General features: G+C 45.0%; 18 protein-coding genes. 8 read left to right on the forward strand and 10 right to left on the reverse strand.

Annotated elements, in window-relative coordinates:
* Nucleotides 1-2 precede the first annotated feature (2 nt).
* The 4 genes from ACRD7A_RS05690 to ACRD7A_RS05705 all read right to left on the reverse strand — a co-directional run bounded on the left by ACRD7A_RS05690 (nucleotide 3) and on the right by ACRD7A_RS05705 (nucleotide 4,837).
* Nucleotides 3-1,241 (reverse strand): M16 family metallopeptidase, encoded by a 1,239-nt coding sequence (locus tag ACRD7A_RS05690; protein WP_430810169.1) that lies wholly within the window; start codon nucleotides 1,239-1,241, stop codon nucleotides 3-5.
* Nucleotides 1,241-2,197 carry an NAD(P)H-dependent flavin oxidoreductase gene (locus tag ACRD7A_RS05695; RefSeq protein WP_430810170.1) on the reverse strand — a complete coding sequence of 319 codons (957 nt, stop codon included), beginning with the start codon at nucleotides 2,195-2,197 and terminating at the stop codon, nucleotides 1,241-1,243. Before ACRD7A_RS05695 ends, ACRD7A_RS05690 begins: the two co-directional genes overlap by 1 nt.
* 38 nt (nucleotides 2,198-2,235) lie before the next feature.
* Complete coding sequence (locus tag ACRD7A_RS05700) at nucleotides 2,236-3,411, reverse strand: THUMP domain-containing class I SAM-dependent RNA methyltransferase (RefSeq protein ID WP_430810171.1); 1,176 nt, start codon at nucleotides 3,409-3,411, stop codon at nucleotides 2,236-2,238.
* A 190-nt stretch (nucleotides 3,412-3,601) separates the two neighbouring features.
* On the reverse strand, nucleotides 3,602-4,837 hold the full coding sequence (locus ACRD7A_RS05705) for a threonine/serine exporter family protein (RefSeq protein ID WP_430810172.1): 1,236 nt from the start codon (nucleotides 4,835-4,837) through the stop codon (nucleotides 3,602-3,604).
* Between the two features lie 182 nt (nucleotides 4,838-5,019).
* On the opposite strand from ACRD7A_RS05705, the gene ACRD7A_RS05710 reads away from it, so the two are divergent.
* From ACRD7A_RS05710 to ACRD7A_RS05725, 4 genes are all read left to right on the forward strand, one after another.
* On the forward strand, nucleotides 5,020-5,892 hold the full coding sequence (locus ACRD7A_RS05710) for an SdiA-regulated domain-containing protein (RefSeq protein ID WP_430810173.1): 873 nt from the start codon (nucleotides 5,020-5,022) through the stop codon (nucleotides 5,890-5,892).
* Nucleotides 5,893-6,012: 120 nt separating this feature from the next.
* The gene (locus ACRD7A_RS05715) at nucleotides 6,013-6,651 is read left to right on the forward strand and encodes a Crp/Fnr family transcriptional regulator (protein ID WP_430810174.1); all 639 of its coding nucleotides are present in this window, start codon (nucleotides 6,013-6,015) and stop codon (nucleotides 6,649-6,651) included.
* Nucleotides 6,652-6,773: 122 nt separating this feature from the next.
* Entirely contained in the window at nucleotides 6,774-8,774 is a 2,001-nt protein-coding gene (locus tag ACRD7A_RS05720; RefSeq protein ID WP_430810175.1) for an FAD-dependent oxidoreductase, read from the forward strand.
* 31 nt (nucleotides 8,775-8,805) lie between these two features.
* Nucleotides 8,806-9,123, forward strand: coding sequence for a rhodanese-like domain-containing protein (locus ACRD7A_RS05725; RefSeq protein ID WP_430810176.1), 318 nt, complete (start codon nucleotides 8,806-8,808; stop codon nucleotides 9,121-9,123).
* Nucleotides 9,124-9,209: 86 nt separating this feature from the next.
* Here the strand turns inward: ACRD7A_RS05725 and ACRD7A_RS05730 are convergent, their stop codons facing one another.
* A complete protein-coding gene (locus ACRD7A_RS05730) occupies nucleotides 9,210-10,841 on the reverse strand; it encodes a dipeptidyl-peptidase 3 family protein (protein WP_430810177.1) in 1,632 nt (543 codons plus the stop codon).
* A gap of 161 nt (nucleotides 10,842-11,002) precedes the next feature.
* Between ACRD7A_RS05730 and ACRD7A_RS05735 the strand changes: the two genes are divergently transcribed.
* A complete protein-coding gene (locus ACRD7A_RS05735) occupies nucleotides 11,003-13,258 on the forward strand; it encodes a glycoside hydrolase family 97 N-terminal domain-containing protein (protein ID WP_430810178.1) in 2,256 nt (751 codons plus the stop codon).
* A 179-nt stretch (nucleotides 13,259-13,437) separates the two neighbouring features.
* Here the strand turns inward: ACRD7A_RS05735 and mnmC2 are convergent, their stop codons facing one another.
* Entirely contained in the window at nucleotides 13,438-14,115 is a 678-nt protein-coding gene (mnmC2, locus tag ACRD7A_RS05740) for a tRNA (5-methylaminomethyl-2-thiouridine)(34)-methyltransferase MnmC2 (protein ID WP_430817933.1), read from the reverse strand.
* 22 nt (nucleotides 14,116-14,137) lie between these two features.
* Nucleotides 14,138-15,571, reverse strand: a complete 1,434-nt coding sequence (locus tag ACRD7A_RS05745) for an MATE family efflux transporter (protein ID WP_430810180.1) — start codon at nucleotides 15,569-15,571, stop codon at nucleotides 14,138-14,140.
* A 139-nt stretch (nucleotides 15,572-15,710) separates the two neighbouring features.
* On the opposite strand from ACRD7A_RS05745, the gene dinB reads away from it, so the two are divergent.
* Nucleotides 15,711-16,784, forward strand: coding sequence for a DNA polymerase IV (gene dinB / locus ACRD7A_RS05750; RefSeq protein WP_430810181.1), 1,074 nt, complete (start codon nucleotides 15,711-15,713; stop codon nucleotides 16,782-16,784).
* On the opposite strand, the gene ACRD7A_RS05755 is transcribed toward dinB, so the two are convergent.
* The 3 genes from ACRD7A_RS05755 to ACRD7A_RS05765 all read right to left on the reverse strand — a co-directional run bounded on the left by ACRD7A_RS05755 (nucleotide 16,781) and on the right by ACRD7A_RS05765 (nucleotide 19,208).
* On the reverse strand, nucleotides 16,781-17,350 hold the full coding sequence (locus tag ACRD7A_RS05755) for an FMN-binding protein (RefSeq protein ID WP_430810182.1): 570 nt from the start codon (nucleotides 17,348-17,350) through the stop codon (nucleotides 16,781-16,783). The two genes, dinB and ACRD7A_RS05755, sit on opposite strands and share 4 nt — an antisense overlap.
* Nucleotides 17,351-17,355: 5 nt before the next feature.
* Nucleotides 17,356-18,546: a porin family protein gene (locus tag ACRD7A_RS05760; protein WP_430810183.1), complete on the reverse strand. Its 1,191-nt coding sequence runs from the start codon at nucleotides 18,544-18,546 to the stop codon at nucleotides 17,356-17,358.
* A gap of 383 nt (nucleotides 18,547-18,929) precedes the next feature.
* Nucleotides 18,930-19,208 carry a hypothetical protein gene (locus ACRD7A_RS05765; RefSeq protein WP_430810184.1) on the reverse strand — a complete coding sequence of 93 codons (279 nt, stop codon included), beginning with the start codon at nucleotides 19,206-19,208 and terminating at the stop codon, nucleotides 18,930-18,932.
* A gap of 306 nt (nucleotides 19,209-19,514) precedes the next feature.
* Here ACRD7A_RS05765 and ACRD7A_RS05770 point away from each other — a divergent pair, with 306 nt between their 5' ends.
* A complete protein-coding gene (locus ACRD7A_RS05770; RefSeq protein ID WP_430810185.1) occupies nucleotides 19,515-19,958 on the forward strand; it encodes a hypothetical protein in 444 nt (147 codons plus the stop codon).
* 728 nt (nucleotides 19,959-20,686) lie between these two features.
* Entirely contained in the window at nucleotides 20,687-25,228 is a 4,542-nt protein-coding gene (locus tag ACRD7A_RS05775; protein WP_430810186.1) for a T9SS type B sorting domain-containing protein, read from the forward strand.
* Nucleotides 25,229-25,231: the final 3 nt, after the last annotated feature.

A 25,231-nucleotide genomic window follows, 5' to 3' on the forward strand; every position in this document is an offset into this window, starting at 1 on the left:
ATTTACTTGCTAGCGTGGTAGTACAAAGTGGATCCGTTTTCGGGACGGAAGGTAGCCCGTGCTGAGTCAAGAATATCGTGGCTTGTTACGGCGCGGTATTTATGAATCTCGTCATTGATGTCTTCGGCCTGCCCCAACAGCTCAAAGGATGCCAGATTCATGGCCTTGTTTAAAAAGCTGATTTCGGACAGTACCAGTGATGACTCAATTTTATTTTTCACCTTTTGCAGCTCGTAATCGCTAACGGCACTTGTCGCTATCTTATCCAGCTCTACGTTAATGGCTGCTTCGGCCTGCTCCATAGAGATGCCCGGTAATAGATTTCCGGTAACAGTAAACAGGCCGGGATGGTGGTCGCCAGAAATGTAAGCATTTACTTCGCTAAACAGTTGCTGTTCCTTCACCAGTGACTGTATCAGTCGGGATGAGGGGCCGTTGGATAGAACGTCGGATAACAGATCAACCGCATAGAAGTCATTATCCATACGTCCGCCAATGTGGAAAGCCTTATAAATCATATCGGCCGGCACAGGGCGCTCAACCGACTGCTGACGTGCTGCTGTTTGCTCCGGTTCCTTGGGAATGGTGGTCTTACTTAGGGAGCGATACGGTATGTCGCCAAACCATTTCTCGGCCAGTTTAAATACTTCGTCGGGTACCACATTGCCACTAACGCTAAGCACGGCATTGTTGGGGGCGTAGTGGTGATAGAAAAAATCCTTTACATCGTCCAGGGTGGCGTTTTCAATGTGGGCGATCTCCTTACCGATGGTTGGCCATCGGTAGGGATGCACCTTATAGGCCATGGGGCTGATCAAAAGAGGAATGTCTCCATAGGGTTGATTCAGGTATCGTTGCTTAAATTCCTCAATTACCACTTTACGCTGCACCGCCAGGCTTTCCTCCGAAAAATTTAGCTCCAGCATTCGGTCAGACTCCAGCCAAAAACCCGTTTCCAGATTGGCAGCCGGCAGTGTGAGGTAATAATTGGTGATGTCGCAGCTTGTCCATGCGTTGTTATCGCCCCCAACCATTTGAAGGGGGGCATCGTAGGATGGTATGTTTTTACTGCCGCCAAACATGAGGTGCTCAAAAAGGTGAGCAAAACCCGTTTTGACGGGTGTCTCATTCTTAGAGCCAACATGATATAGGATATTAACGGCTGCTAGGGGTGTGCTTTTATCCACATGGACAACAACACGCAAGCCGTTGGCAAGTGTTTGTTTGTGTATGTTAATCATTAAAATACAAATCGTTGATCAGTGGTGGCTTCTTCCTTTACCCTGCGGTATTCGCTAAGTAAATCAGTAAACACCTCGTGTACGGGTGGTATGTTATTTATAAGGCTGGCAACCTGCCCAATTTCCAGCTCACCCTCATCCAGGTCGCCTTCAAAAATTCCTTTCTTGGCTCGTCCGCGGCCCAGTAGTTTTTGCAGGTCGAGCGTTGAAGCACCATTTTTTTCTGCGGCATGTACCTGCTCAAAAAAGGCATTCTTGATGAGGCGTACCGGAGCCAGCTTTTTCAATGAAAGGAGAGTGCCTCCCTCTCCGGTATTTACTACCAGCTGCTTAAATGCCACGTGTGCCGATGATTCTTCTGTGATGGCAAAGCGCGAGCCAATCTGCACGCCATCGGCGCCCAGTGCCATCGCAGCAAAAATAGCGCTTCCGGTACCAATGCCACCGGCAGCTATCAGTGGCAAAGTGGTTTGTTTACGAATGCCCGGTATCAGGGTAAGGGTGGTTGTTTCCTCCCGCCCGTTGTGGCCACCGGCCTCAAAGCCTTCAGCTACGATGGCATCAACGCCGGCCTCCTCGCATTTTTTGGCAAAACGCCCATTGGCAATTACATGCACCACCGTCATACCCTTTTCCTTTAAAAAACCGGTCCATTTGGCAGGGTTACCAGCTGAGGTAAACACAATTTTAACACCTTCATCAACAATGATATTCATCAGCTCATCGATGTTGGGATAGAGCAGGGGTACGTTAACACCCCAAGGCTTATCCGTGGCTTTTTTCATCTTTTGTATGTGCTCACGCAATACCTCGGGATACATCGATCCGGCACCCAGCAGGCCCAGGCCGCCGTTGTTGCTCACCGCCGAGGCCAGGCGCCAGCCACTGCACCACACCATGCCACCCTGTATGATGGGATAATCAATGTTGAAAAGCTGTGTTATTCTGTTTTGCATCTTTTAATAATTAGAAATCAATAAATCGACTTCCTATATTAACTATTTATGCGTCGTTTAGTTCGGTTTACCTTCTTTTTAAAGGCTTTCATCTCCCCTTCAAACATATCGTAGGCTACATATTTACATTCGAGCGAGCCATTGTATAGCGTGTATTTCGAGTCGGGACGCAAGCCAACATGCTTCAAGGCCTCGGTGTTGGAGGTAATAATCCATGCCTGCCAGTCGGTGTAGTTACGTTTCAGGTGTGTGCCAATCTTCTTGTAGAATTCGTTGATATTGTCTTTGGTAAGGCGCTCGCCATATGGAGGATTGGTAATCATCATGCCGCGGGGTGCCGGAGGCATATGGTCTTCCATGTTGGAGCGCACGATACGCACTTGTCGGTTAAGGCGGAAATCGAGTGATGCTGTTTTGGCCATGTCAATGGCTTGTGCATTGTTATCACCTCCTACAATATTCACCTTGGGGTAGCGAATTTTGGCTTCTGCTTCGCTATATATTTTTTCCCATAGTGCCTTGTCATAGTCGGCCCAGCTCATAAAGCCAAAATGCTTGCGTTTGTAGGCCGGTGGCATATCGCATGCCATCATGGCTGCCTCCATCAGGATGGTGCCTGTGCCGCACATGGGATCAATCAAGGGGATGTCTTTGTGCCACTTGGCAATCTTGAGCATTCCGGCGGCCAGCACTTCGTTGAGGGGTGCTTTATGGTGGGGGCTGCGGTATCCGCGGCGGTGCAGCGACTCTACTGAGCTGTCTAAAGATACGGTAAACTGGTCGTGTGATACATGAATGTTCACTTGCAGATCAGGCTTCTCGGTATCAACCGAAGGTCGTTGCCCGTTTTTATTTCTAAACTGATCAACAATGGCATCTTTGGCTTTCAATGCCAGGTATTTTGAGTGCTTGAAAAAATCAGAGAAAGCAACCGCATCAATGGCGAATGTGTTTTCTTCGGTTATGTAGGCCGACCAGTCAAACTTATAGATATTCTGGTAAAGATCGTCTTCCGTTTGCGCTTTAAACGTAAGCACCGGCACCAGTACGCGCAAGGCTGTTCGCAAATGGAGGTTCGCTTTGTATAATACCTCCTTGTCGCCTGTGCAGCTCACCGCCCTTTTTAACAGGTTAACGTCTTGTGCCCCAATAGCCGATAATTCTTCCGCCAAGACTTCCTCTAAACCATGAAAGGTTTTAACTAATAATTTCATGCGAATGCGTTTTTCAATAAATCCTTTAAAGTCTGCTATCCTTTTAATAACAGATTGTTATCATTGCTTTCCCCTTGTTCTTTTTCTTTCAGAAGAAAATAGGGCGCGAAGTTACGAAACTTAATATAAACACGCCATTCAGATTCTCATTTTCAGCGGTCTTTTACATTTCTTAACGCGCAGGCTCTGTCTATTGCAGTTGTTCAAGCTGTTCCTGGGTTGTTTTCTTTAGTTTTTTATCCATAAAAGTGCCTGAGAAGATGAGTCCACCAATAATGCCCATAAAAATGTATAACACCTGCTCACCCATGGATGTGTCTGATACCTGTTTGTCAATAAAAAGAGTGCTAAGGCCGATAAAGGCTTTACTACCCGGCACCAGCATAAAAATGCCCGGTATAAGAAATACCAGACGGGGTGTTTTTGTGAGGTGTGCAAAGAGCTTACTGGTGGCCACAGCTACGATGGTACCCACAAAGATACTTACGACAAGCCCGGTAAAGTTTAATAGCGAAGTGGTGAGGAAGCAGATAAAAGCGGTGAGTACCGCCAGGGGTACATCCTTGGCGCGCACCTTAAACACCGGAATTAGCCCCATGGCAAAAAACAGGATGGCAATGTAATTAACCCCAGAGGGAATGTTACCGGCTTCGATGTGTGGGTTCAGGTCGGTGAAAAGGGGAAGGATTGCCAGCCCCAGCACGACTCCAAAAAATTGTTTAAATAAGGATACCAATGCGTCGAACAGCTTGGCTGTGCCCGATACCAGGCTGCGCGAGGTGATTTCCTCAAGGGCTGTGGTAAGCGATAACCCAGGCACAAAAATGATGATGGACGATAGTACCGTCATGGAAATGTTCAGGTCGGGCAGCACCTTGGATAAAAGGCCGGCGGTTAGGGTAGCCATAAACGAGATCATAGACTCTACCGTGCTATGCAGATAACTAGAGTAGCGCGACCAGACGGTTATGCCATAAACAATAGCGCCCAAAGCACCCGATACGGCTACCGACAACCAGTTGGTGTTAAGGATAATGCAGAATGAAGCGGCGGCTATCATAAAGCCAATCAGTTCAATAAAGGTATTATAGCCAATCTTTGCTTTGTTAAGCTTTTTGATGGCTAAGCTGGCCTCGGCAAAACTGAGTTTATTATCAATCACATCATTGGTGATTTCAACGACACGCGAGTAACCGCCCAGGTTAATTTCACCTGGTTTAACTCGCTCAACATGGTTATAGGTGTTTTCCTCATCTTCATAAAATACATAGTTAATCCATGTTGGTAAATCCATGAAGCTGCCGTTTATATCCTTTTTTTCGGCTATCTCCGTGAGGTACATCTCTGACTTATATGAGGGAACGCCATAGACGTGTAAAGCCTTTCCCAGCTCTACGATAAATTTGTATTGTTGCGGAATTTGCATTGATTGATTGTAATTAAATAGATGCCTTGTTGGGCCTGCAAAGTTAGGCAAGATTTACTACGATAGTAAGGATGAAAATGATTTTTGAGAAAATAATGTAATGGATAAGGGCTGTCGTCGCGCAAGGTGTTTGCATTTCGCAAGTAATTCTTATCTTTCTAAGGAAAACAATGACACTAATCATGACTATTCTCCTAAAAATTTTGCCTGCTCTTTTCCTTCTTACTGCCTGTTCGCAGGTTGGTAGTCAAGTATGGAAATTACAAGCGGATGCGCATCTCCCCAGTGCTTTTGAACGTCCGGCCGATCATTGGCTTTTGCCAAAAGTACTCAATGAAATATCGGGGCTCGAATATGATACAACACAGAATGCTTTATTGGCAGTGAATGATGAGGAGGGGGTAATTTATCAGATTAACAAGAGCACGGGGCATACCGATTCGCTCTATAATTTTCATAAAAAAGGAGATTATGAAGGCGTGGCTATCGCCGGTGAGTGTATTTATGTGTTGAAGAGTAATGGCAAGTTGTATCGCTATCATCGACAGAAAGCAGAGATGAAGGCCATTGAAACTATACTCTATGCTAAGAATGATGTTGAAGGTTTGTGCTATGAGGAGGCAACCCGTAGCTTGTTGATTGCAGCCAAAGGAGAAGCCCTGAGCGGAAAAGGTAAGAAGGAGGTTTATCGTTATGATCTGGATTCTAGGCTAATTGATGCCGATCCGGCGTTGATTATTGATGTGGAGGATTTGTATGTTCGTGCACAAAGAGACGGAATTGAGGCTGATCTGCTTTGGCGACTACAGCGATTCGCGCCATCGGGCATTGCCGTGCATCCGCATACAGGGCAATACTTTGTGTTGTCGGCACGGGGCAGTCTGCTTTTGGTGATGGGGCAAAACCAAGTATCCGACTATCTGGTTTTCCTCGATGTGAGATTGCTGCCTCAACCCGAGGGTATATGCTTTTCGCCCGATGGCGATCTTTTTATTGCATCGGAAGGAAAGGGGGGGCAGGGGCGCCTGACGGTTTATAAATTAGATAATCAATAATTGGAATAATATGATTTTAATTTCAATGATAAGCATCGTATCCATAGTTCATACAGCATGGTGCCCTCTTGTGGGTTTGTGTGCTGACACTTATCTTCACCCCTTACTAATACGGATTTGATGAATATTGAAGCAACCATAAAAAATAACTTTCCGGTATTGATAGATCCGGCCTTACTGGCTGAGATGGAGCGCTACTGTACAACAAAAACTCTGGAGGCCGGCTATAATTTTATTGAGATAGGCGATCAGGTGGTGGCCATGCCCTTGCTGCTCGAAGGAGTAATAAAGGTAGTGCGTGAGGATGATGCCGGTAATGAGCTGCTACTATATTACCTGAATGGCGGTGACACTTGTGCTTCTACCTTGTCGTGCTGTATGGAGCAGGCACGGAGCGAGGTGCGTGCTACCGTGATAGAGCGAGTAACGGCGCTGATGGTGCCTATCCGATGCCTCGAAGAGTGGATGCGTAAATATGCAGGATGGCGCAGTTTTATCATGCAATCCTATCGCCTTCGTTTTGAAGAACTCCTGCAAACCATCGATAGTATAGCTTTTAAAAAGATGGATGAGCGGTTGGTGGAATATTTGATTCAGTTATCTGAGGAGCGCAATACCACTACTTTGCTGGGTACCCATCAGGAGATAGCTGATGATTTGCATACCTCGCGCGAGGTGGTGTCAAGGTTGCTCAAGCAGCTGGAACGCCTGGGTAAGGTACGTTTGTCGCGCAATAAAATAGAACTGCTTAAGTTGTGATTTAACCCCTTGCCTGTGTTCTGTGCGGAGCTATGTGACAATAGGCACAAAACAGTTTTTTTGATGACATTAGTTTTGCCCCTGTTAATAACAGGAAACAAAAAACTTAAATAGTCATCAAAATGGAAAAAATTGTAATTATCGGAGGGGTAGCTGCCGGTGCCACTGCGGCAGCAAAAGCAAGGCGTTTATCGCCTGATGCACAAATTACTATGCTGGAGGCCGGTCCCGATGTTTCATTTGCCAACTGTGGATTACCTTATTATATAGCCGGAGATATAAAAAATCGCTCCAGCCTCATTCTGCAAAGTCCTGAAAGTTTTAAGGAACAATACAACGTGGATGTGTATGTCCACACATTGGTTACTGCCATCGACAAAGAGGGGCACATGGTGTACACCCAGGACACGCGTGATGGAAGCAAAAAGCGATATGAATATACCAAGCTGATTCTGGCGCAGGGCGGACGCCCCATACAGCCTGACCTGCCGGGCGCGGGTCTTGATCATGTTTTCAGTCTGTGGACCCTTGGTGATATGGATCGGATTGATCATCACCTGAAGCATGAAGCACCTAAAACAGCAGTGGTTGTGGGAGGTGGCTTTATTGGCCTTGAAATGGTGGAAGCATTGGTGAAGCGCGGCCTGAAAGTGCATGTGGTGGAAAAGATGCCACACGTTATGTCGCTGATGGATGCCGAAACTGCTGGTTTTATCACCCGCGAATTAAAAGAATATGGTGTGGGGGTACATACAGAAACCGGTGTGATTAAGATTAACGATAGTTCTGTTGAGCTGGATAACGGGAATAGCCTCGAGGCCGATATGGTGCTGCTGTCCATCGGTGTGCGTCCTACCTTGCAGCTAGCCATCGATGCCGGTCTGGAGATTGGTGAAGCGGGCGGTTTGTTGGTTGATGAGTATCTACAAACATCGGATGCCGATATTTACGCTGCAGGAGATATGGTGGAGATTGAGCACCGTGTGAGTGGCCGGAAAGTACGTATCCCCTTGGCCGGGCCAGCCAACCGGCAGGGACGTATTGCTGCTGAAAATGCACTGGGTGGCCAACATGCCTATAAAGGATCCATTGGCACCTCGGTGGTGCGTGTGTTTGAGGCGGTAGCAGGTATTACCGGTATGTCGCTGAAGCAGGCCAGAGCCGCCGGTATTGACGCCGATGCAGTGGTGGTGCATAAGGAACATCATACGGCTTATTATCCGGGTGCTGAAACCGTTAGTGTGATGATGATTTATGATCGTCAGACAGGTGTGGTGCTGGGTGGACAGACAGCCGGTTATAAGGGAGCCGACAAGCGTTTGGATGTGCTGGCAACAGCGGCAGCGGCTAAAATTAAGGTGAGTGAAATTGCCGATATGGATTTTGCCTATTCGCCGCCCATCGGTACGGCCAACGATGCTATGAACATGGCGGCTTATGCAGCTGAAAATAAGATGTCGGGCTACAGTCCTAGTCTGCTGGCTTCGGAGCTTGATGATTTTGTATTGGATAAACCGCTGGTAGTGCTGGATGTGCGCGATGTATTCTCGTTTCAGAAAAGTAACCTGAAGGGGGCGCACCACCTGCCATTGGAAATGCTGTCGAAGCACCTGCATGCCATTCCCAAAGAGGCAAGCATACTGGTCTATGATGAGCTGGGTAAAAAAGGTCATCAGGCCTTGCGTACCTTGAAAGGTGCCGGTTTTGATGCGGTCTATAATATATCAGGGGGACATACCTCTTTGCAGCGTTATGCCATGGCTGTTGGCTTTAAAAATATTGAAGTAAGTATCTTGCCTCTGGAAGCTAAGAGTCTTGAGGTAGGAGCGGAAGCCTTGGAGCAGGAAAGTAATCAGGGTATAGATCGCGATGAGACTGCACGCCTAGTGGTGGATGTGCGCACACCCGGTGAGTTTATAACGGGTGCTTTCCCTGATGCCGTGAATATTCCGCTGGATGATATTATGGCCGGTAAAGGTGATTTGGGATCTACCGATCGTGAAATAATTGTGTATTGTGCTTCAGGTGCCCGCTCGGCGTATGCAATGCAGGTGCTGCAACAGCGGGGTTATACCAATGTTAGAAACGGGGGTGGTATTGCGGCCATGATGTCTCATGCTTAATGGATTATTAACGTAACTGTAAAAGGGAATTATGGGCTTATTTGATTTTTTATTCGGGAAAAGGAAGGAAGCTGTGCTTGATGCCATTGAGCGGGGGGGCAGAATTATTGATGTGCGCACGCCGCAGGAGTTTAACTATGGAAGTGTCGATGGGTCGATGAATATTCCCCTTGAGCGCTTGAGTGATGCTGCCATCAAAAAGCTGAAAAAGCTTAATGCACCCCTTGTGGTATGCTGTGCATCGGGTATGCGCAGTGCCTCGGCCAAAGGTGCCTTGCTGCAAAAGGGTATTGCGGAAGTGCACAATGCCGGCAGCTGGCATAAGCTCAACCGCTGGCTGAGTAGCTAAAGCGTTTGTTGAATAAATTCAAAAAGGGCTTGTTTCAACCTTAAATTTGAGACAAGCCCTTTTAAGCTTATGTTATTTTGATTTATCTATAATCCGCAAACGGCAGGGCCCTGCTCAAACACTATGTCACGGGGTATGCCGGCAGCTGCTATGCGATCCAGATCAGCTTGCAAAGCGGGACGGATAGTACCCATTTCTGACAGCATTTTTTTAGCTTTATCGTAGTTGCCATTGCCCTGCATCACTAATATCTCGGCTGATAGTTTGTTCATGGCTTCCGTCATCTTATCGAAATTAACGGAGTAGTAGCCTGTGGCTTTATCATAGCTAAAAGCCTCTTGCTCCTTAAAATAGTTGAAGCGCATCATATTGGCTTTGCCATGTGCACTGGCAGCACCAAAGCGCACCGAGCGAAAGATACCGGCCATAAAGGTTACATAGTTATCCATCAAATCTTTGTTGGGCAGCTCGCCCATCTCGGCCAGTTTCGTCACCATATAAAGGCCCAGAATATCGGCTTTTGCTTCTTCTATCGATGAGGCGGTTTCCTTCATTGCTTCACGCACGCTTTGCTTACCATCCAGAGTCATCTTAATGCCCAGCCCGTGCGCCACCTCATGAAACATGGTGTTTTCAAAAAAGGCATCAAACTTAACATGCTTCTGCTGTTCCGGTGCAATCACCACCTTGCTGATGGGTACCAGTATATGGTCGAATTTAGCCTGCATGGAGTTTTTTAATTGTAGCTTTCGGCTTCCTTTTTCGATATGTACCTGCGGATCGTTGGGCAGGTTAATGGCAATGGTTTTACTGCCCGAATTGCAGTCGCCGGCATAATAAAGGGCGTCATAAGCACCCAAATCACTATCGGTGCCCGGTACTTCTTTCTTGTATTCCGCATCTACTGGCAGCGATTCCTGAAGCTGTGGCAACAGTGCGGCAAAGCGTGTTAGCTTATCCGACCATTCCTTATCCTTAATCAGTATGTAAGCTTCAAAGGCGGCTTTGCTGCCATACAACGCATCTTCGTAGGTTTCAATGGGACCTACAACAAAGTCAATGGTATTTGATTTCATGTCCATCCAGGCCATATCGCTGGGTTGATATTCGTTGTTTAACAAGGCATCGGCGCGCAGGCTCAGATATTTCTTCAAGCCTTGGTCTTCTGCCAGGGCAGCTGCTTTTCGTAATAAATCAGCAACCTGCTTGAGTTCTTTTTTATAGGCTTCGCTGTAAGGTACTACTTCCAGTTCACCCGATTCATCGCGCTTAATAATTGTGTATAAATCCGATTTATTAGGGTGCTCAAAGGCTTCGAATTCTTCCTTGGTCATGTTTTCCGGATAAAACTGAGCACCTTCGGGTTTCTCACCAATACCTTCAACAAAGGATTTGTTATTGTTTAGTCGCTCCCAAGGGCCGTAGTTGATTAGCATAAACTTCTTCAGGTATTCGTCCTGTGTGTTGTTCAGCAGCTGCTGTTTGTTACCCCATGTTTGTTGCCAGAACAAATCGTCCATTATTTGTGCTGCCTCAAAGAGCAATGGCAGCATCTGCTTCTCCTTTTCACTTAATACCGATAGATCAGTAGTTAGTTTAAAGGGGATAAATTCTTCTACTTTTTCCCGGATGTTGGGGTCTTTACTCGTGTAGGTGGTCTTTGGCTGGCAGGCTATGAGTCCTGAAAGTACCAACAAGGGTAAGAATAACTTTTTCATAGTACCTTAATTTGAATGATGTTTTAATTGATAGAAAATACAAATATAGTAATCGTTCAAATTAGGATAGTGTAGAATTGTTTTTATTAACAGTTTGGTTTTATTATTATTACATTCTCAAAGGCTATAGTCGCTAATGATGGTGTAATATTTAATACGTTATGGATACAATAAAATTTAGCATTGCAATTAACTTGTTTATTATCGCTTGCTTAGGAAGCACTGCTCAGGTATCTAACTCGTCATTACTTCATCATACCGTTGATGATACGATACAACATACTGTTGATGTGCCTTTTATTCCTGTTTTAAAGAGCTTAGGAGCCGATGAACAGCCCCATACGCTTTCATCACCCAATGGGATGGTACTGCTAAGAATTAATATTGCTAAAGATCAAATTCAGTATGAGGCTGATTTTGGAGCATCCCCCCTGATACAGCCTTCCGTTTTGGATCTTACTATGGGTAGCATGGGTAGCCTGGCAAGTGGCCTGATCCTCAAAGAGGTGCAGCGTCATTCGGTTGATGAGGTATTGTCGCTTCCCATAGGTGAAAAAAGCAGCTACCGCAAATATTATAACGAGGCCATTTTTTCCCTGACAAATAGTAAAGGTGTTTCTTTTGAACTGGTGTTCAGGGCTTTTAACGAGGGGCTGGCTTTTCGTTATATTTTCCCCGAGAGTGAGTCGCTCTCATCTTTATCGATTAGTGCAGAGGCAACGCAGTTTAACTTTGCCCGGCATTTTACTGCCTATGTGGAGCCTTATAACGAACGATTTTTCACAAAGGCCTCTACTTTAAGTGGCTTTTCACGCACCTTGATACCCTTGACTTTGATTAGTGATGAAGTGAGTGTGAGCATCAATGAGTCGGACAATGATAATTATACGCGCATCGGCCTTAGAGGACACGGTAATAATCGCCTTCAGTCTTTTTTCCTCAGCAGTAGTAAAAAACACACTCTGCCTTTTGATTGCCCCTGGCGTTATCTGGTCATTGCCAGCACACCTGAAGATTTATTTCAGAATAAGGAAATGCTGTATGGCTTATCGCCCGATGATGCAGATGGCCAGAGTTGGGATTGGGTGAAGCCCGGTAAGGTGTTTCGCAGTTGGGAGTTAACTACGGAGGGGGGCATTGCTTCCATCGATTTTTGTAAGGAGATGAATATGCAATACATGATGTTTGATGCCGGGTGGTATGGCTTGGGATATGGTGAGTCTAAGGAGAAAGATCCGCGCTCTAATCCGCTGGATGTGATTGATGCCATTGATATGGAGGCTGTGTGCAGCTATGCGGATCGCCAGGGTATTGGCGTTATTCTATACATTAATAAGGTGGGTTGGAATCATTATAATAATCAGACGATGTTTGATCTCTACGAGAGTTGGGGCGTCAAGGGGCTGAAGCTGGGTTTTATGGATGGTTACTCAGCCACCGGCACACAGCAGGTATATGATATTACCAAAGAAGCTGCCCGCCGCAAAATGGTGGTTAATGTGCACGATGAGTTCAGGTTTACTGGTGCTACTTTTCAATATCCTAACTTGCTAACGGTAGAGGGAATACGGGGTAATGAGTGGACGGCTAATACCGGTGATCATACCACCCTGTTGCCGTTTACCCGTTTTTTAGCAGGGGCAGCCGATTATACGATATGTTACAAAGGAAACGATCCGAATTATAATCGACCCAAAGTGCTGGGTACCACACGGGGGCATCAGCTGGCGTTAAGTGTAATGTATTACAGTCCCTTACAGCACCTTTTTTGGTATGCCGTGCCCGGTATTTATCATGTACCCGTAGAGGTCGAGTTTTTTAAGGAGGTGCCTGTGGTGTGGGATGATTTTAAGGTGCCTGCGGCACGCATGGGTGATTTTGTATCGATGGCACGCCGAAAAGGAGACACCTGGTACCTGGGAACCATTGCTGATAATAGTGCTCGGAATGTAAGCGTACCGCTTAACTTTTTAGATGCCGGCAAAGCATATGATGTTACCATTTACCGCGATGCGATGGGAGGAACTATTGTCAAGGAGCAAACCAGTTTGGATGAGCTTTTGGGCAGCAACCGGCTGACGGGTGAGGGACTTCAAATGGCATTGACTGCCAGTGGCGGTCAGGTGTGTATTTTTAAGCCCGCAACTACCAGTAATATTATAAAAAATAAAGCCGACTTCAGTTTTAAAGCTGTACCAAATCCAAGCAATGGAGTTATCCGCGTGATGTCTAAAGATATGGTGCATCAGGCAAGTATTACCGTATTGTCGCTGGACGGACGTAAGGTATATGAAAATAATAATGTGCTGCCAGGGAATGACAGTATGATTGATCTGTCGGCGAAGCCCGCAGGTTATTACCTGGTGATGATCAATGCTAACGGACGGATTGAAACCCATAAGATACTGAAGAAATAGAAGGTAGGCGGTGCACCATCTTCTGGGGTAAATGCATTTAAAATTTGATAGAGTACTCCGCCTATTAGTACCATCTAAAATTCAGAAGGGTTGGGGGCATTGCACTTCCCCTTTCGATGGAGTAGTGCCCCATAGTGGTTAAAAGGTGAAGTTATTATTGTGTCTCAGGTCGTCAGCATCTATTGTTTAGTGGCCCGCAGCATTTCTCGTTTGCCTTTGGGGCCGGGCAGGCGCTCCATCGTAAAACCAATGCTTTGCATAGTACGTCGTATCACGCCTTTGGCACAGTAGGTAGTGAGTATGCCGCCTGGGTTTAGTGCGTCATACAGTTGTTGAAAAATGGCTTCGCTCCACATCTCGGGTTGTTTCTCAGGTGCAAAGGCATCAAAATATATCAGGTCGTATTTTCTACACAGCTGAATGGTGGTTAAATCGGCTTCATCTTTCAGTAGGCTGAATTGTGGCTTTAGCTGCCCTACTGCATTCCAGGGAAGCTCATGAAGCTTTGTGAGTATTTGCTGCTCGCCTGCTTCTCTGGCAAAATTTAGTTGGGTAGCAGCAGTTGTACTGATTGGATATTTTTCCAGCGCATGATAAAAGATTTTTTTTTCACCCTGATGCAGAGCTGTAAGAAAGGCATTGAGTCCGGTTCCCAGGCCAATTTCCAAAATGCTAATATCTGTTTTTTTACAATGGAGCAAAGCAGGCTCAATAAATACGTGCATCGACTCATTGTAAGCGCCATTCACCGAGTGATAATGCTCATCAAGCTCAGGCACAAACAAGGTGTGTGAGCCATCTGCCGATACTTTTATTTCTACCTGTCGTGTTTTATCTTTTAGCCAGTTGTTATTCATTGTTCTTTGCGTTGTATCCATTTTAGGGTTCATCAATCTCTTCAATTTTTATCTGCTGCCGCTGGCGGGTGGGTAGGAGCGACAGGCGCATCTTCCTGCGAGGTTTACGGGGTATGGTGGGACGATGTAACAGGGATATGTACCAGGCCATGAGACCCAGCCCTTTGGCAATGCTTGACAGGCTGATGGCCCACCATATGCCGAGCATGCCAAGGTACTTCTCTAAGGATAGCACCATGGCGGCAGGCACACGGGCACCGGTGAATACGATGCCTACAATAGAGGGCGGCACCGTTTGTCCGATACCATTGAAAGCCCCACGAGTGATGATTTCAATAATCATAAAAACCTGCGAAACAGCCAGTATCTTTAGGTAGGTGATGCCCATCTGCAGGGCATCTGGCTCGCGCAGGAAAAGGCCGAATATTTCCCTGCCAAAAATTATGAATGCAACGGTGACCAGTGTGCCCAGGAAAATGCCGATGCCCAGCGTGGTGTAATATCCGCGTTTGATGCGATGCCAGTTGTTGGCACCAAAGTTTTGGCCGGTAAAGGTACCCAAGGCTGTTGCAAAACCCGATGAGGTCATCCATGAGATGGCTTCTATTTGAGCCCCCACACTTTGTACCGCAATGGGCACATCGCCCCACTTGGTAATCATGCGTGCCAGTATAAGAGCAAAGCAGGCAAAAAGAGCACTCTCGGCAGCTACCGGGGTGCCCAGCTTGAAAATTTTCAGCGATATGTCTTTGTTTAGGCGGAAGCGTTTGAAATCCGGATCCATTATTTCTTTCATCCACACAAAACGGATGATGAAGATGATAAATACAACCAACTGAGCGATAACGGTGGCCCAGGCAGCTCCGTCCACACCCATTGCCGGCAAAAAACCAATGCCAAATATCATTAGCGGATCGAGCAACATGTTAAGTCCCAGTCCTACCAGTAAATAATAAAAAGGAAGGCGGCTATTGCCTGCACCGTTGTATATACCTTGGAAGGTGGGGTTGATAAAAGTAAAGAGGAAGCCCAGAGATACGATGCGTAAATAGCCAATGGCATCAACTTCAACCTTAATAGCCGATAAGCGAAAAATTCCGATGAGTTGTGGAGCAAATACCAGAACAATAAGCACTAAGGTGGTCGATAACAGCAATGCCCAAAAGAGGGAGTGACGGGCAAAGCGAGCTGCAGTCTCTGTCTCTTTTCGCCCAATAGCCTGTGAGACACCCACTTCGGCGCCAATGCGCGTGACAAGTAAAATAGACATCCCCAGCCAGATATAAAATCCGGCACTGCCAACTGAGGCCACGGCATCGCTACCCAACTGACCCAGCCAGATCATATCCGTTAGGTTATAAGCCATCTGCATAAGTGAGGTGCCTATAATGGGGAGCGCCAGGGTGAGTAGTTGCCGGAAAATAGGCCCTCTTGTTAAGTCAACCGTCTTGTTCATAGTGGCTGCGAAGATACACCTATTTGGTGGAATGCTGTCGATTTTTTTTTGAGTGAGCTTTCTCACAATGGTCAAGAGTGCTGCAAATGGGAGTCATTGGTTCGCATTATAAATATTAACTTGCCGTCGGATAGAAGAGATGTTGCAACGAAAAATTATACATATCGATATGGATGCCTTTTTTGCTTCCGTTGAGCAGCGTGACTTTCCTGAATTAAGAGGGAAACCGGTTGCTGTGGGTGGCAATAGTGAGCGGGGAGTGATTGCAGCAGCCAGTTACGAAGCACGGAAATTCGGTGTGCGTTCGGCCATGCCATCCAAAGTAGCTGCGCGTCTTTGTCCTAAGCTTATCTTTCAAAAGCATCGCTTTGAGGTGTATAAAGCTGTATCGCAACAGATACGTGCCATTTTTTTTGAATATACTGATTTAGTTGAACCTCTATCGTTGGATGAGGCATTTTTGGATGTGACAACCAATAAGAAAGGGATTGAATCGGCTACGCAGGTGGCGCGTGAGATAAAACAGAAGATATTTGACACAACGCAGTTAACAGCCTCTGCAGGGGTGAGTGTGAATAAGTTTTTGGCCAAGGTGGCAAGCGACCAGCGTAAGCCCAACGGAATTTTTGTGGTTAAGCCCGGAGGTGTGCAGTCTTTTATTGAGCAGTTGCCCATCGAAAAGTTTTTTGGGGTGGGAAAGAAAACAGCCTGGAAAATGCATCAGCTCGATATTCATAAGGGCAGGGATCTGCTGCGCTTTGATTTGCCGCGTATGATGCATTACTTTGGGAAGGCCGGGCAATATTTTTACGATATTGCACGTGGGATAGATGAGCGCCCGGTCAGGCCGCATCGTGAGCGTAAATCGGTAGGCATCGAAAATACTTTTAGTAAAGACCTGGTAGATGACCAGCAGATACAAATGGAACTGAGTCGGCTCAAAGAAGGTTTATTGGGGCGTTTGCTTAAAAGTGCCAAGCAAGGAAAAACATTAACCCTTAAGGTGAAGTTTGATAATTTTGAACAGATCAGTCGTTCAAAAACGATTGATGATGTCATCGATAAGAAGCTGTTAGATGCACTGGTTGCAGATTTGCTTAGTGAAGCCCCATTAAACCGACCGATACGGCTCCTGGGGCTTACTGTTTCTAACTTTAAAGAGGCCCATGAGGAGCCTGAGGCCTTACAGCTGAGCATTAACTTTAAATACTAGGAGGAAGGAAGGTGTTTACTGATTATTTGTGTTTTCTCCCTTATGTCACGCGTGATTTCGTGGGCTGATATGGTGGCACCTGAAATGGAGTCGATCGTTTTACCTACTTCCAATTCCTTATCATCCTTGTGATAGCCTATAAACTGTTTAAGCCACCCTTTAGCAGTTACTTCGTGGCCATGGGTGGCTTGATAATTGAAGACCTTAACACTTCTAACTTCACCGTTTCGATTGAATACCACCAGGTAATCAAAGTACTCCGAGGGGCCATTTTCCGACAAGGGGTTGGGCATGGAGCAGCCGCCTGCACGGCAGCTGTTCACACGACCAATGTACATGTATTTAATTTCAGCATCAGGATTGTCGCAGGAAATATTAAAAAACTTACCTTCCATGCTCGCTGCGTCATCTTTCGTCAAGGTCAATTCTGTTAATTGTGGATTACTCAGGTTTAAGCTTTTCACAAGCGTCTTATGGATGGCTCTGTGCTTGTAGTTAATATCTCCACGCCCTAAAGCTGCAAAGCTTAGGGTTAATAATGCAATAACTAATACTGACTGTTTCATAATTTTTAAAACATTACACCAAATCCGGCATTAAACGTCTTTGCATATTCATTATCTGCAGCTGACTTAACAAATTGCATGTCTGCTTTTAACACTGCATTTTGTGTTAGTTTCAAAGTTAATCCTGTAGTAATTGCCTTAATATCATAGGCATTATTTTGTAGCAAATCACCCGCTGTTTTACTATGGGTATCATAAGCTTCGTAGCGTACAAAAGGAATCAGCCCAGTCTTTACGCCGTCAAGATGTTTAAACACATTGTAGGCAGCTTCCAGGTAGTAGCCATACATGGCGCTCCCTAAGTCATTACCTGTAAATTCATTGTATTGTTTCGTGTTTGAAAGTGATGTGTGGTAGTATTGGCCTCGTAACTGTAGCCCACCATAAGTGTAGCGTGCATCCAGGCCAATCATTGCCATACCAACCACCGATGAGTCTGCTTTGGCAAGGGCATCTTTATCGTTTTTGTCTATCCCATCGTAAAGGGTACTTTGTGTATTGCCAAAATAGCCCGATAATCCAATGTTGAGACCACGAATGCCAAAGTATTCAATTCTACCGGCGAAGTTGGGTGAGCTAATGTAGGCTTCAGCTCCTTTCTGACGGCCTTTGCGAAGGCCATTTTTGCCACTGAACTTACCACTGCTGTCATAGCCGTTAAATCCGCCTACCACATAGGCTTGATAGCGCATTGATACTGGTAAAATATTGCCGGTGAAGCCGGCCCCGATTTCACGCCAGGTCGTTGGTGCAATGTATTTATCAATTAAGGGGCGCTCTACGCCATTAAAAGTGTTGGGCTCATGATATTCGTTTACAATGCCCATAGGGATGAGCATCAAACCGCCTCTAAGTTGAAAAGCATTGCTTAGTTTGTGCTGTATAAAAGCTTGTTCTACATATACTTCTTTTACATGCTCAAATTCCAGTTCCGAAATAAATTGGGTTTTTTCGTTGAAGTTGTAACCCAAAAGCATTACTATTCTGTGTACATCTAATTTACCATTGTTGTGGGTGTCAGCATTTAACTGCTGATTATAATGTACCTCACCATATCCGCCAATGGTCAGCCCCTGCGATGTTTTCAGCATGCGCTGAGCAGCGTTCAAATGCGGTTCACCAATTTCGTTTTCCTGTGCTTTTGTGCCAATCAGCGTGGCGCTTGCAATGATCATTAAAAGTAAAATCTTCTTCATCTTTCCTTCGCGTTATTAAATACCCTTCTCTTTTATCTAAAAAGAATATGGATAGTGAATTTTATATTTCGGTACAAAAATACGTGATGGAGTGATGCTGTAATATCCCCAGATATTGGGAAATTATGGTTTGACACAGTGTCAGCCTGTACTTTTAATCTGCGGTTAATTTATCCTAGAGGCTTGGTTACTAGCAGTTAGTTCTGAAAGTTCTATATTAATTAAGCATATTCGCAACAGTTCTTTATAAGCAATTTACGCTGGATAACTGTTCTCAAAAACTTATTAAACGCTCTACTGGGGGATGTGCACATCCCTATTAGTAGGGATAAAAAAACTTCCACCGTAATCGATGGAAGCTTAAATTTAATCTCTTGTGCTTTTTACAATGCGTTGGTCTCTTCTGAGATGCTCAGAAATGATTCCATCATGTCCTTTCTCAGTTTGCGATAGAACGCTTTTACCAACTTGGGATTGTCCTTGCCATCGGGGTGATTGGCTTTGGCCACCAGGTTGTTTCTGAATTCAATGGCTTTTACCATCACTTCGGCAATCTTATCATTATCGACATCTTCCTTAACCAATTGTTTTACATAGGCCTCCGTAACTAATTCGGAGGCTAAAAAGTTGATGTCTTTTTTTAATTCTCTAACATTTGCCATATTATTATGATTTAATGTATTAAATACCATGCAAATGTAAATATTAATTGGAAGAAACGAAATAGGAGTCTTCTTTCTGTATTTTAAATCTTTTTAATCTCAAAAAGGTGTGGTTAATTATTTGTGCTTTAATGGCTTTGTGTTATAAGCAAATTGATAATGCACCTAAACAATCCTACATTTCTTTTTGTTGTCAAACAATAGTTTTGTTTTCATTAGTATTGTATGGATCTATTGAAATTGGTTAATACTTTTTGATTTGCTTATCTTTGTAGGTTTTTAATTTATAATAATAAATATTGATGTATGAAAAAGGTAGTTTTACTTATTGCATTATTGGTGGGTATTGTGTCGCATAGTAATGCGCAAGAGGTAGGTTTACGTTTTGGTGGTTCCAATGGTTTAGGCGGTGTTGCAATCGATGGTGTTTTCTCCATGGGTCAATTTAGTCGTGTTCATGCCGATTTGGCCTTTTGGGATGGTTATATGGGTATTGATGGTCTGTGGGATTTTATCTACCGCCCATTAGGAGAAGAAGCGTTCAACTGGTATGTTGGAGTAGGACCCTCGTTGCTTGTTGGTGATGACTTTTGGTTGGGTGTTTCCGGTGAAGTGGGTTTAGAATATGGATTTAAGGAGGTTCCCCTTGTATTGGGTATTGATTGGCGCCCCACCTTCTGGGTGATTGATGATACACATTTGGGTGTTGATTCGTTTGGGCTTAACATTCGTTGGGCTTTTGGTAAGTAAGAGATTTGGTATTTAGTATGACATGGGGCTCATCACGTTGTGGTGAGCCTTTTTTGGTCATTGCACGGTATATTGATGGCGGCTGAAAGCTAAAATGTTAGTCGCATCAATATTGTTATCTATTAAATATTGTCGTTAATCATCAAAAAACCGGCGTTTGCCAAATGTGTAAGTAATAAGTGTCACTGGCAGAAGTTGTTTAGCAGGCCTTTGTTATCTTTGGACTTACAAAGTTAAAAGAAAAGAATATTTCATTAATTAAAGATATCCGTTACTACCTAACCCAAATTGTAGAAACACGTAGTAAGTAAAAGGCTTTCGATCGGAAGCCTTTTTTTTATGCCTTAATACATGAAAATGTTAGGTATTTGATTGTTATTCGGCATAAGTTGAGCGCTAGGTTGTTTAATGTTAGCATTAATATTTCGGAATATGTTTACGCTATGCTAATTCAGTGATTAGCAATGACCTGTAGTGCATAATTGAAAAATCCTTAATTAAGTACGTCTTTTTTGCAACATTCTAGTAACATAGTCAGTATTATAGTATAGCTGGAAGTAAGAATGATGAGGATGTAGTATTTCTCCTCTGCGGCTCATTGGGGCGGGCTGTTAATTACAAGTAGCTAATGTTGATTGAGTTGGGATATTTATATAGATGCCATTGAAGAATTATTGTGCACTCTTATAATAAGATGCAGATAATGATAGTGACCTAATATAAGTTCTATGCGAAAGAAGCTTTTTGTTACTTGTTATTTGATAATGCTGTTTGCTTGTGCCCAGGCGCAGGTGGGCAGAGAGTTTTGGTTTGCGGCACCCGATGTGAGCTCGGGGCATGGCGATGATCCTATCGTATTTCGTATCACGGCCATTGAGCAGGATGCTAACATAACTGTTAGTATGCCGGCCGACGGAGGTCGCATTATCAGTCAGGTGCGTGTTGCTGCCAAAACACAACAGCGCATTGACCTGGATAAGGATATGGTAGAGAATCATCCTTCTGATCAGGTCAATAACAAGGGTATTCTTATTACCTCCGATGCCGATATAACGGCCTATTATGAGGTGGCCAACGGAGTTAATCCCGATAAGTTTACCCTGAAAGGACACAATGGTATAGGTAACGAGTTCTTTATACCTTCTCAAAATACCTTTCGAAATAAGCCGTTGAATCCAATTGGTGATGAAAAGGTAGATATTGTGGCCACAATGGATAACACAACCATTACCATTATACCAACAGTTGCTGTAGTTGGCCATCCTGCCAATAAGCCTTATACTATCGTCTTAAATAGAGCTCAGACTTATTGTATTGAAAATATCAATGATAGTGACGCTTCCTCTTCATTGGCAGGCACTCATATTTCTTCCGATAAAAGCATTGCTGTTACCATAAGTGATGACAGTGTATGGCAAGGTAACGGTTTTGGTCCCTACGATTTGATTGGGGATCAGTTAATTCCAACGGCTGTCATCGGTACTGAATACATTGCTGTTAATACGAATCCTGATGACCGTACCATCAATAAATTGTATGTATTGGCCACTCAGGACGATACTTATGTTAGTGTTATCTATCAGTCCCAACGCATGGTGAAGCACTTAAATATGGGCGAGCAACTGGATTTGGATATTGAAGGAAATGCATTGTATGTGGAGGCAGATAAGCCGGTATACGCCTATCAGCTGGCCAGTTTGTGGAACAAGAGTGGAAATGAGATGGGAAGTGCTGTACTGCCCAGTGCCAGCTGTACGGGCTCTCGTACAGTTAGTTTCGTGCGTACCTTTACCCTCGACTTTTGGGTGCAGTTGCTAGCGCAACAAAAGGACTTGAATAATTTTGTGTTACGTAATCAGAGTGGTACCGTCCTCAATGACTTAAACAGCCTTGCGTGGGAAAAGGTAGAGGGTACGGGGGCAGATGGTGCCAATGAAACCTGGTATAGTGCTATTATAAAGCTTGATATAACCACCGGATCGCCTCACACCATTGAAAATACCGGGGGGCTGTTTCACATGAGTGTGCTGGACGAAAATCAGGGCAGTGTGAGCTATGGTTATTTTTCTTCCTTTGGTCAGCTAAGGGTCGAAGGACTTAATCAGGGCTGTCAGGGCGATGCAATTGTGCTGAGTACAACTACACCCATGAAAAGCTATAACTGGTTCTCTGATTATAGTCCCAACACGGTGTTGTCCGACGAAGCTACGTTAAGTGTAACACAATCGGGGCGCTATTGGGTAACTGCCGAGGTAAATTTTGGCGGATGTAAACAGACTGACAGTATTGCCGTGGAATTTAAGATGCCGGAATTTGATTTGGGACCTGATACCATCGTATGCCCTGGAGAAACTGTTAATATAACAGTTCCCGATGGATTGGGTAGTTACGAATGGTCCGATGGCTCATCGGATAATACCAATGCTGTTAGCGTGGCCGAAAATGAAACAAAAGAGGTGTGGCTAACCGTGACCGACGAGCTAAACTGTGCCAATACCGACCGTAAGCAGGTTGCTACCCATTCCTTACCTAATATTTCACTGTATTCAAATGCTGTTTGCATGGGTGAGCGTGTCGTGGCCGATACCACTAATATTGAACGTTTTGAGTGGTCGTTAAACGGCACGGTGTTAAATATTGATCAAACACAGAATTTCATTGAGCCCAAAGTATCAGGAAGCTATCAACTTACTGTCTGGGGTGCCGAGGGTTGTTCTGTAAGCGAAACATTTGACATCACGGTACATCCTTTACCATCCTTTACCATGGCCGATCAATTGGGATGTTTGGCAGGCACTACCACTATTGAATCACCACTTAAGGGGGCTGGCTATTCCTACAAGTGGTCCGATGGTAGTACCGGCAGTAACCTGGATGTAAACGTAGCCGGTGATTACAGCCTCGAAATAACTGATGCCAATGGATGTGCTGCAAGTGATGATTTTCACTTTGATTTTTTACCTCCCAAACCCTTTGATTTAGGCGAAGACCGTGAAGAGTGTGCCGGCATTACATTAACGATCAATCAAGGAAGTGATTATAGCGATTATAAGTGGAGTTTTCAGAAGGAGGGTGTTGGAGATATCAGCGAGATTCCGGGAGCAACCGATTCGATGTATAAAATTGAAAATGCCACCCCTGAAAATAGCGGCCGCTATTATGTAACGGCTATTGATAGAGATGGTTGTGCATTGGCGTCTGATGTACGTGTTTCATTTGTTGACGCGCCCGATCCTACGGTTTGGATCGATCAGGCACTTTGTGAAGGAAAGGAGATCACGGTTTCTGTATCAAGTGGATATGAGAATTACAGATGGTGGCGCGAAGATTTAATTACGGGTGATAGAACAGCGTTAAGCACCTTTAATGATGCATCAAAAATATTAGTTTCTCAGGATGGGAAATACGAAGTGGAAGCGGTGATAGGCGGTTGTCAAAAAGTGAATGAAATTAAAGTACTGGAGCATGCTAATCCTAGCGTCTCGTTGGTAGCCCCGGATAATAAGTGTTCCGAGACGACTGCAATTGTAAGTGTCGATAGTTTTACGCCTGGTAGCGGTGCCTTCGATTATTTGGTGTTTGATGGTGGCTTACGCCGCTACACCGATTGGAAGACTGCGGAGCTGGAAATAGAGCAAGCCGGTACCTACAGGGTAGAAGCTTTCGACGAGTATGGCTGTTCAGCAATTGCTTCCGTGGATGTGGGAACTTACGCGACTACTTCAATAGAACTACCGGAGCAATCATCAACCTGCGAAAACGTGGCACTTGTTCTGTCCAACCCCGTTGCCACAGCACGCAGCTATGATTGGTATAAAATTACAGCTGAAAGTGATCAGCTTGTGGCAAGCAACACCGCTTTGTTAACAACAGAATCAGGTTCTTATCGCCTTGTTGTAGAGGATGCTAATGGCTGCATGAATTCTGATACGGCAGTGGTGAGGGCTCTGCCGGTGCCGGCCATTGAGTTAGGTGTCGACCGTGAGATGTGTGCCGGCGATACCATCGTATTAGAAATTGATGATGCTTATGCCGGCTATCGTTGGAATGGTAATGACAACCTTAATAAGCCTTACCTGGCAGTGACAGTTAGCAATAATTACTCGGTGGAAGTGACTAATGAGCACGGCTGTAAGGCCCAGGATGCCGTTCAGGTTGTAGTGAATCCATTGCCTGTTTTGCATGTTAATGATGTTTCAACGTGTAGTGGTGAGTTGGGCACACTGACAGTGCCTGCCGGACTTAGTAATTTTTACTGGTCCAATGGTGCCACAACACCTTCCATCACCGTTACCCGCGGTCTTTATACTCTCACCGCCAAGTCTGACAGAGGCTGCGTTGGTGAAACAAACGCCCGCGTAAATTGGTATCCGGTGCCCGATGTGTATATTGGGCCGGACACCGCCATCTGCCCCGTTGATACGCTTCTCTTAACTGCCAACGGTAATTTCGATTATTACGAATGGCACAATGGCGATACGGGCCCCGTTTCAATGGCAAACATTGCCGATACGGTTAATGTGGTAAAGGTGCGTGATGAACATGGCTGCTGGGGCTTTGATACCCGAATGGTATATACCCTGCCGGCGCCCGACTATGAACTGTGCCCCGATACCGCATTGTGCGAGGGAGACTCTATTATGCTTGATGCAGGCTATGACTATCTGGCATATCGTTGGTTTGATGGTAGTCCATTTCCGACCTATCATGTGAAGGAGCCCGGAGAATATTGGGTGCGTGTGCTCGATGGCTGCTTTTGGTTGCAGGATACAACAGCGATATTGTTTAACGAATCCCCCATTATCGCGCAGCTGGATACTACCATATACGGACAGGTGGGAGTGCTTGCCCAAGGAGGTACTGAGCCCTATCGTTACGCCATTAATGAGGATAACTGGCAGGAGAGTAATGTATTTAAAGATCTTGATAATGGAAGTTATATATTGCAGGTGCAGGATGCTAATACTTGTATGGCAGTAGACACTGTAATGTTAAATGATCTAGTTGATATTACCGTTCCTAACTTTGTTACGCCTAACAACGATGGCTTTAATGATCGCTGGGAGATTGATGGGCTGGATAAATTTCCTGATTCTGTGATAAAAATTTATGATCGCTTTGGTAAACTGTTAGTTGAGTACAAAGCCTCGGAGGAGGGCTGGAACGGTGAGTACCTGGGACGGCCGGCTCCTTCCGATGCTTATTGGTATGTAATAGAAGTAGTGCCGTTAAAAAAAATGTTGAAAGGTCATATAACTCTTAAGCGATAGCGG

Source organism: Carboxylicivirga longa, from assembly GCF_050589825.1.
In the GTDB taxonomy this organism is placed as follows: Bacteria; Bacteroidota; Bacteroidia; order Bacteroidales; family Marinilabiliaceae; genus Carboxylicivirga; species Carboxylicivirga longa.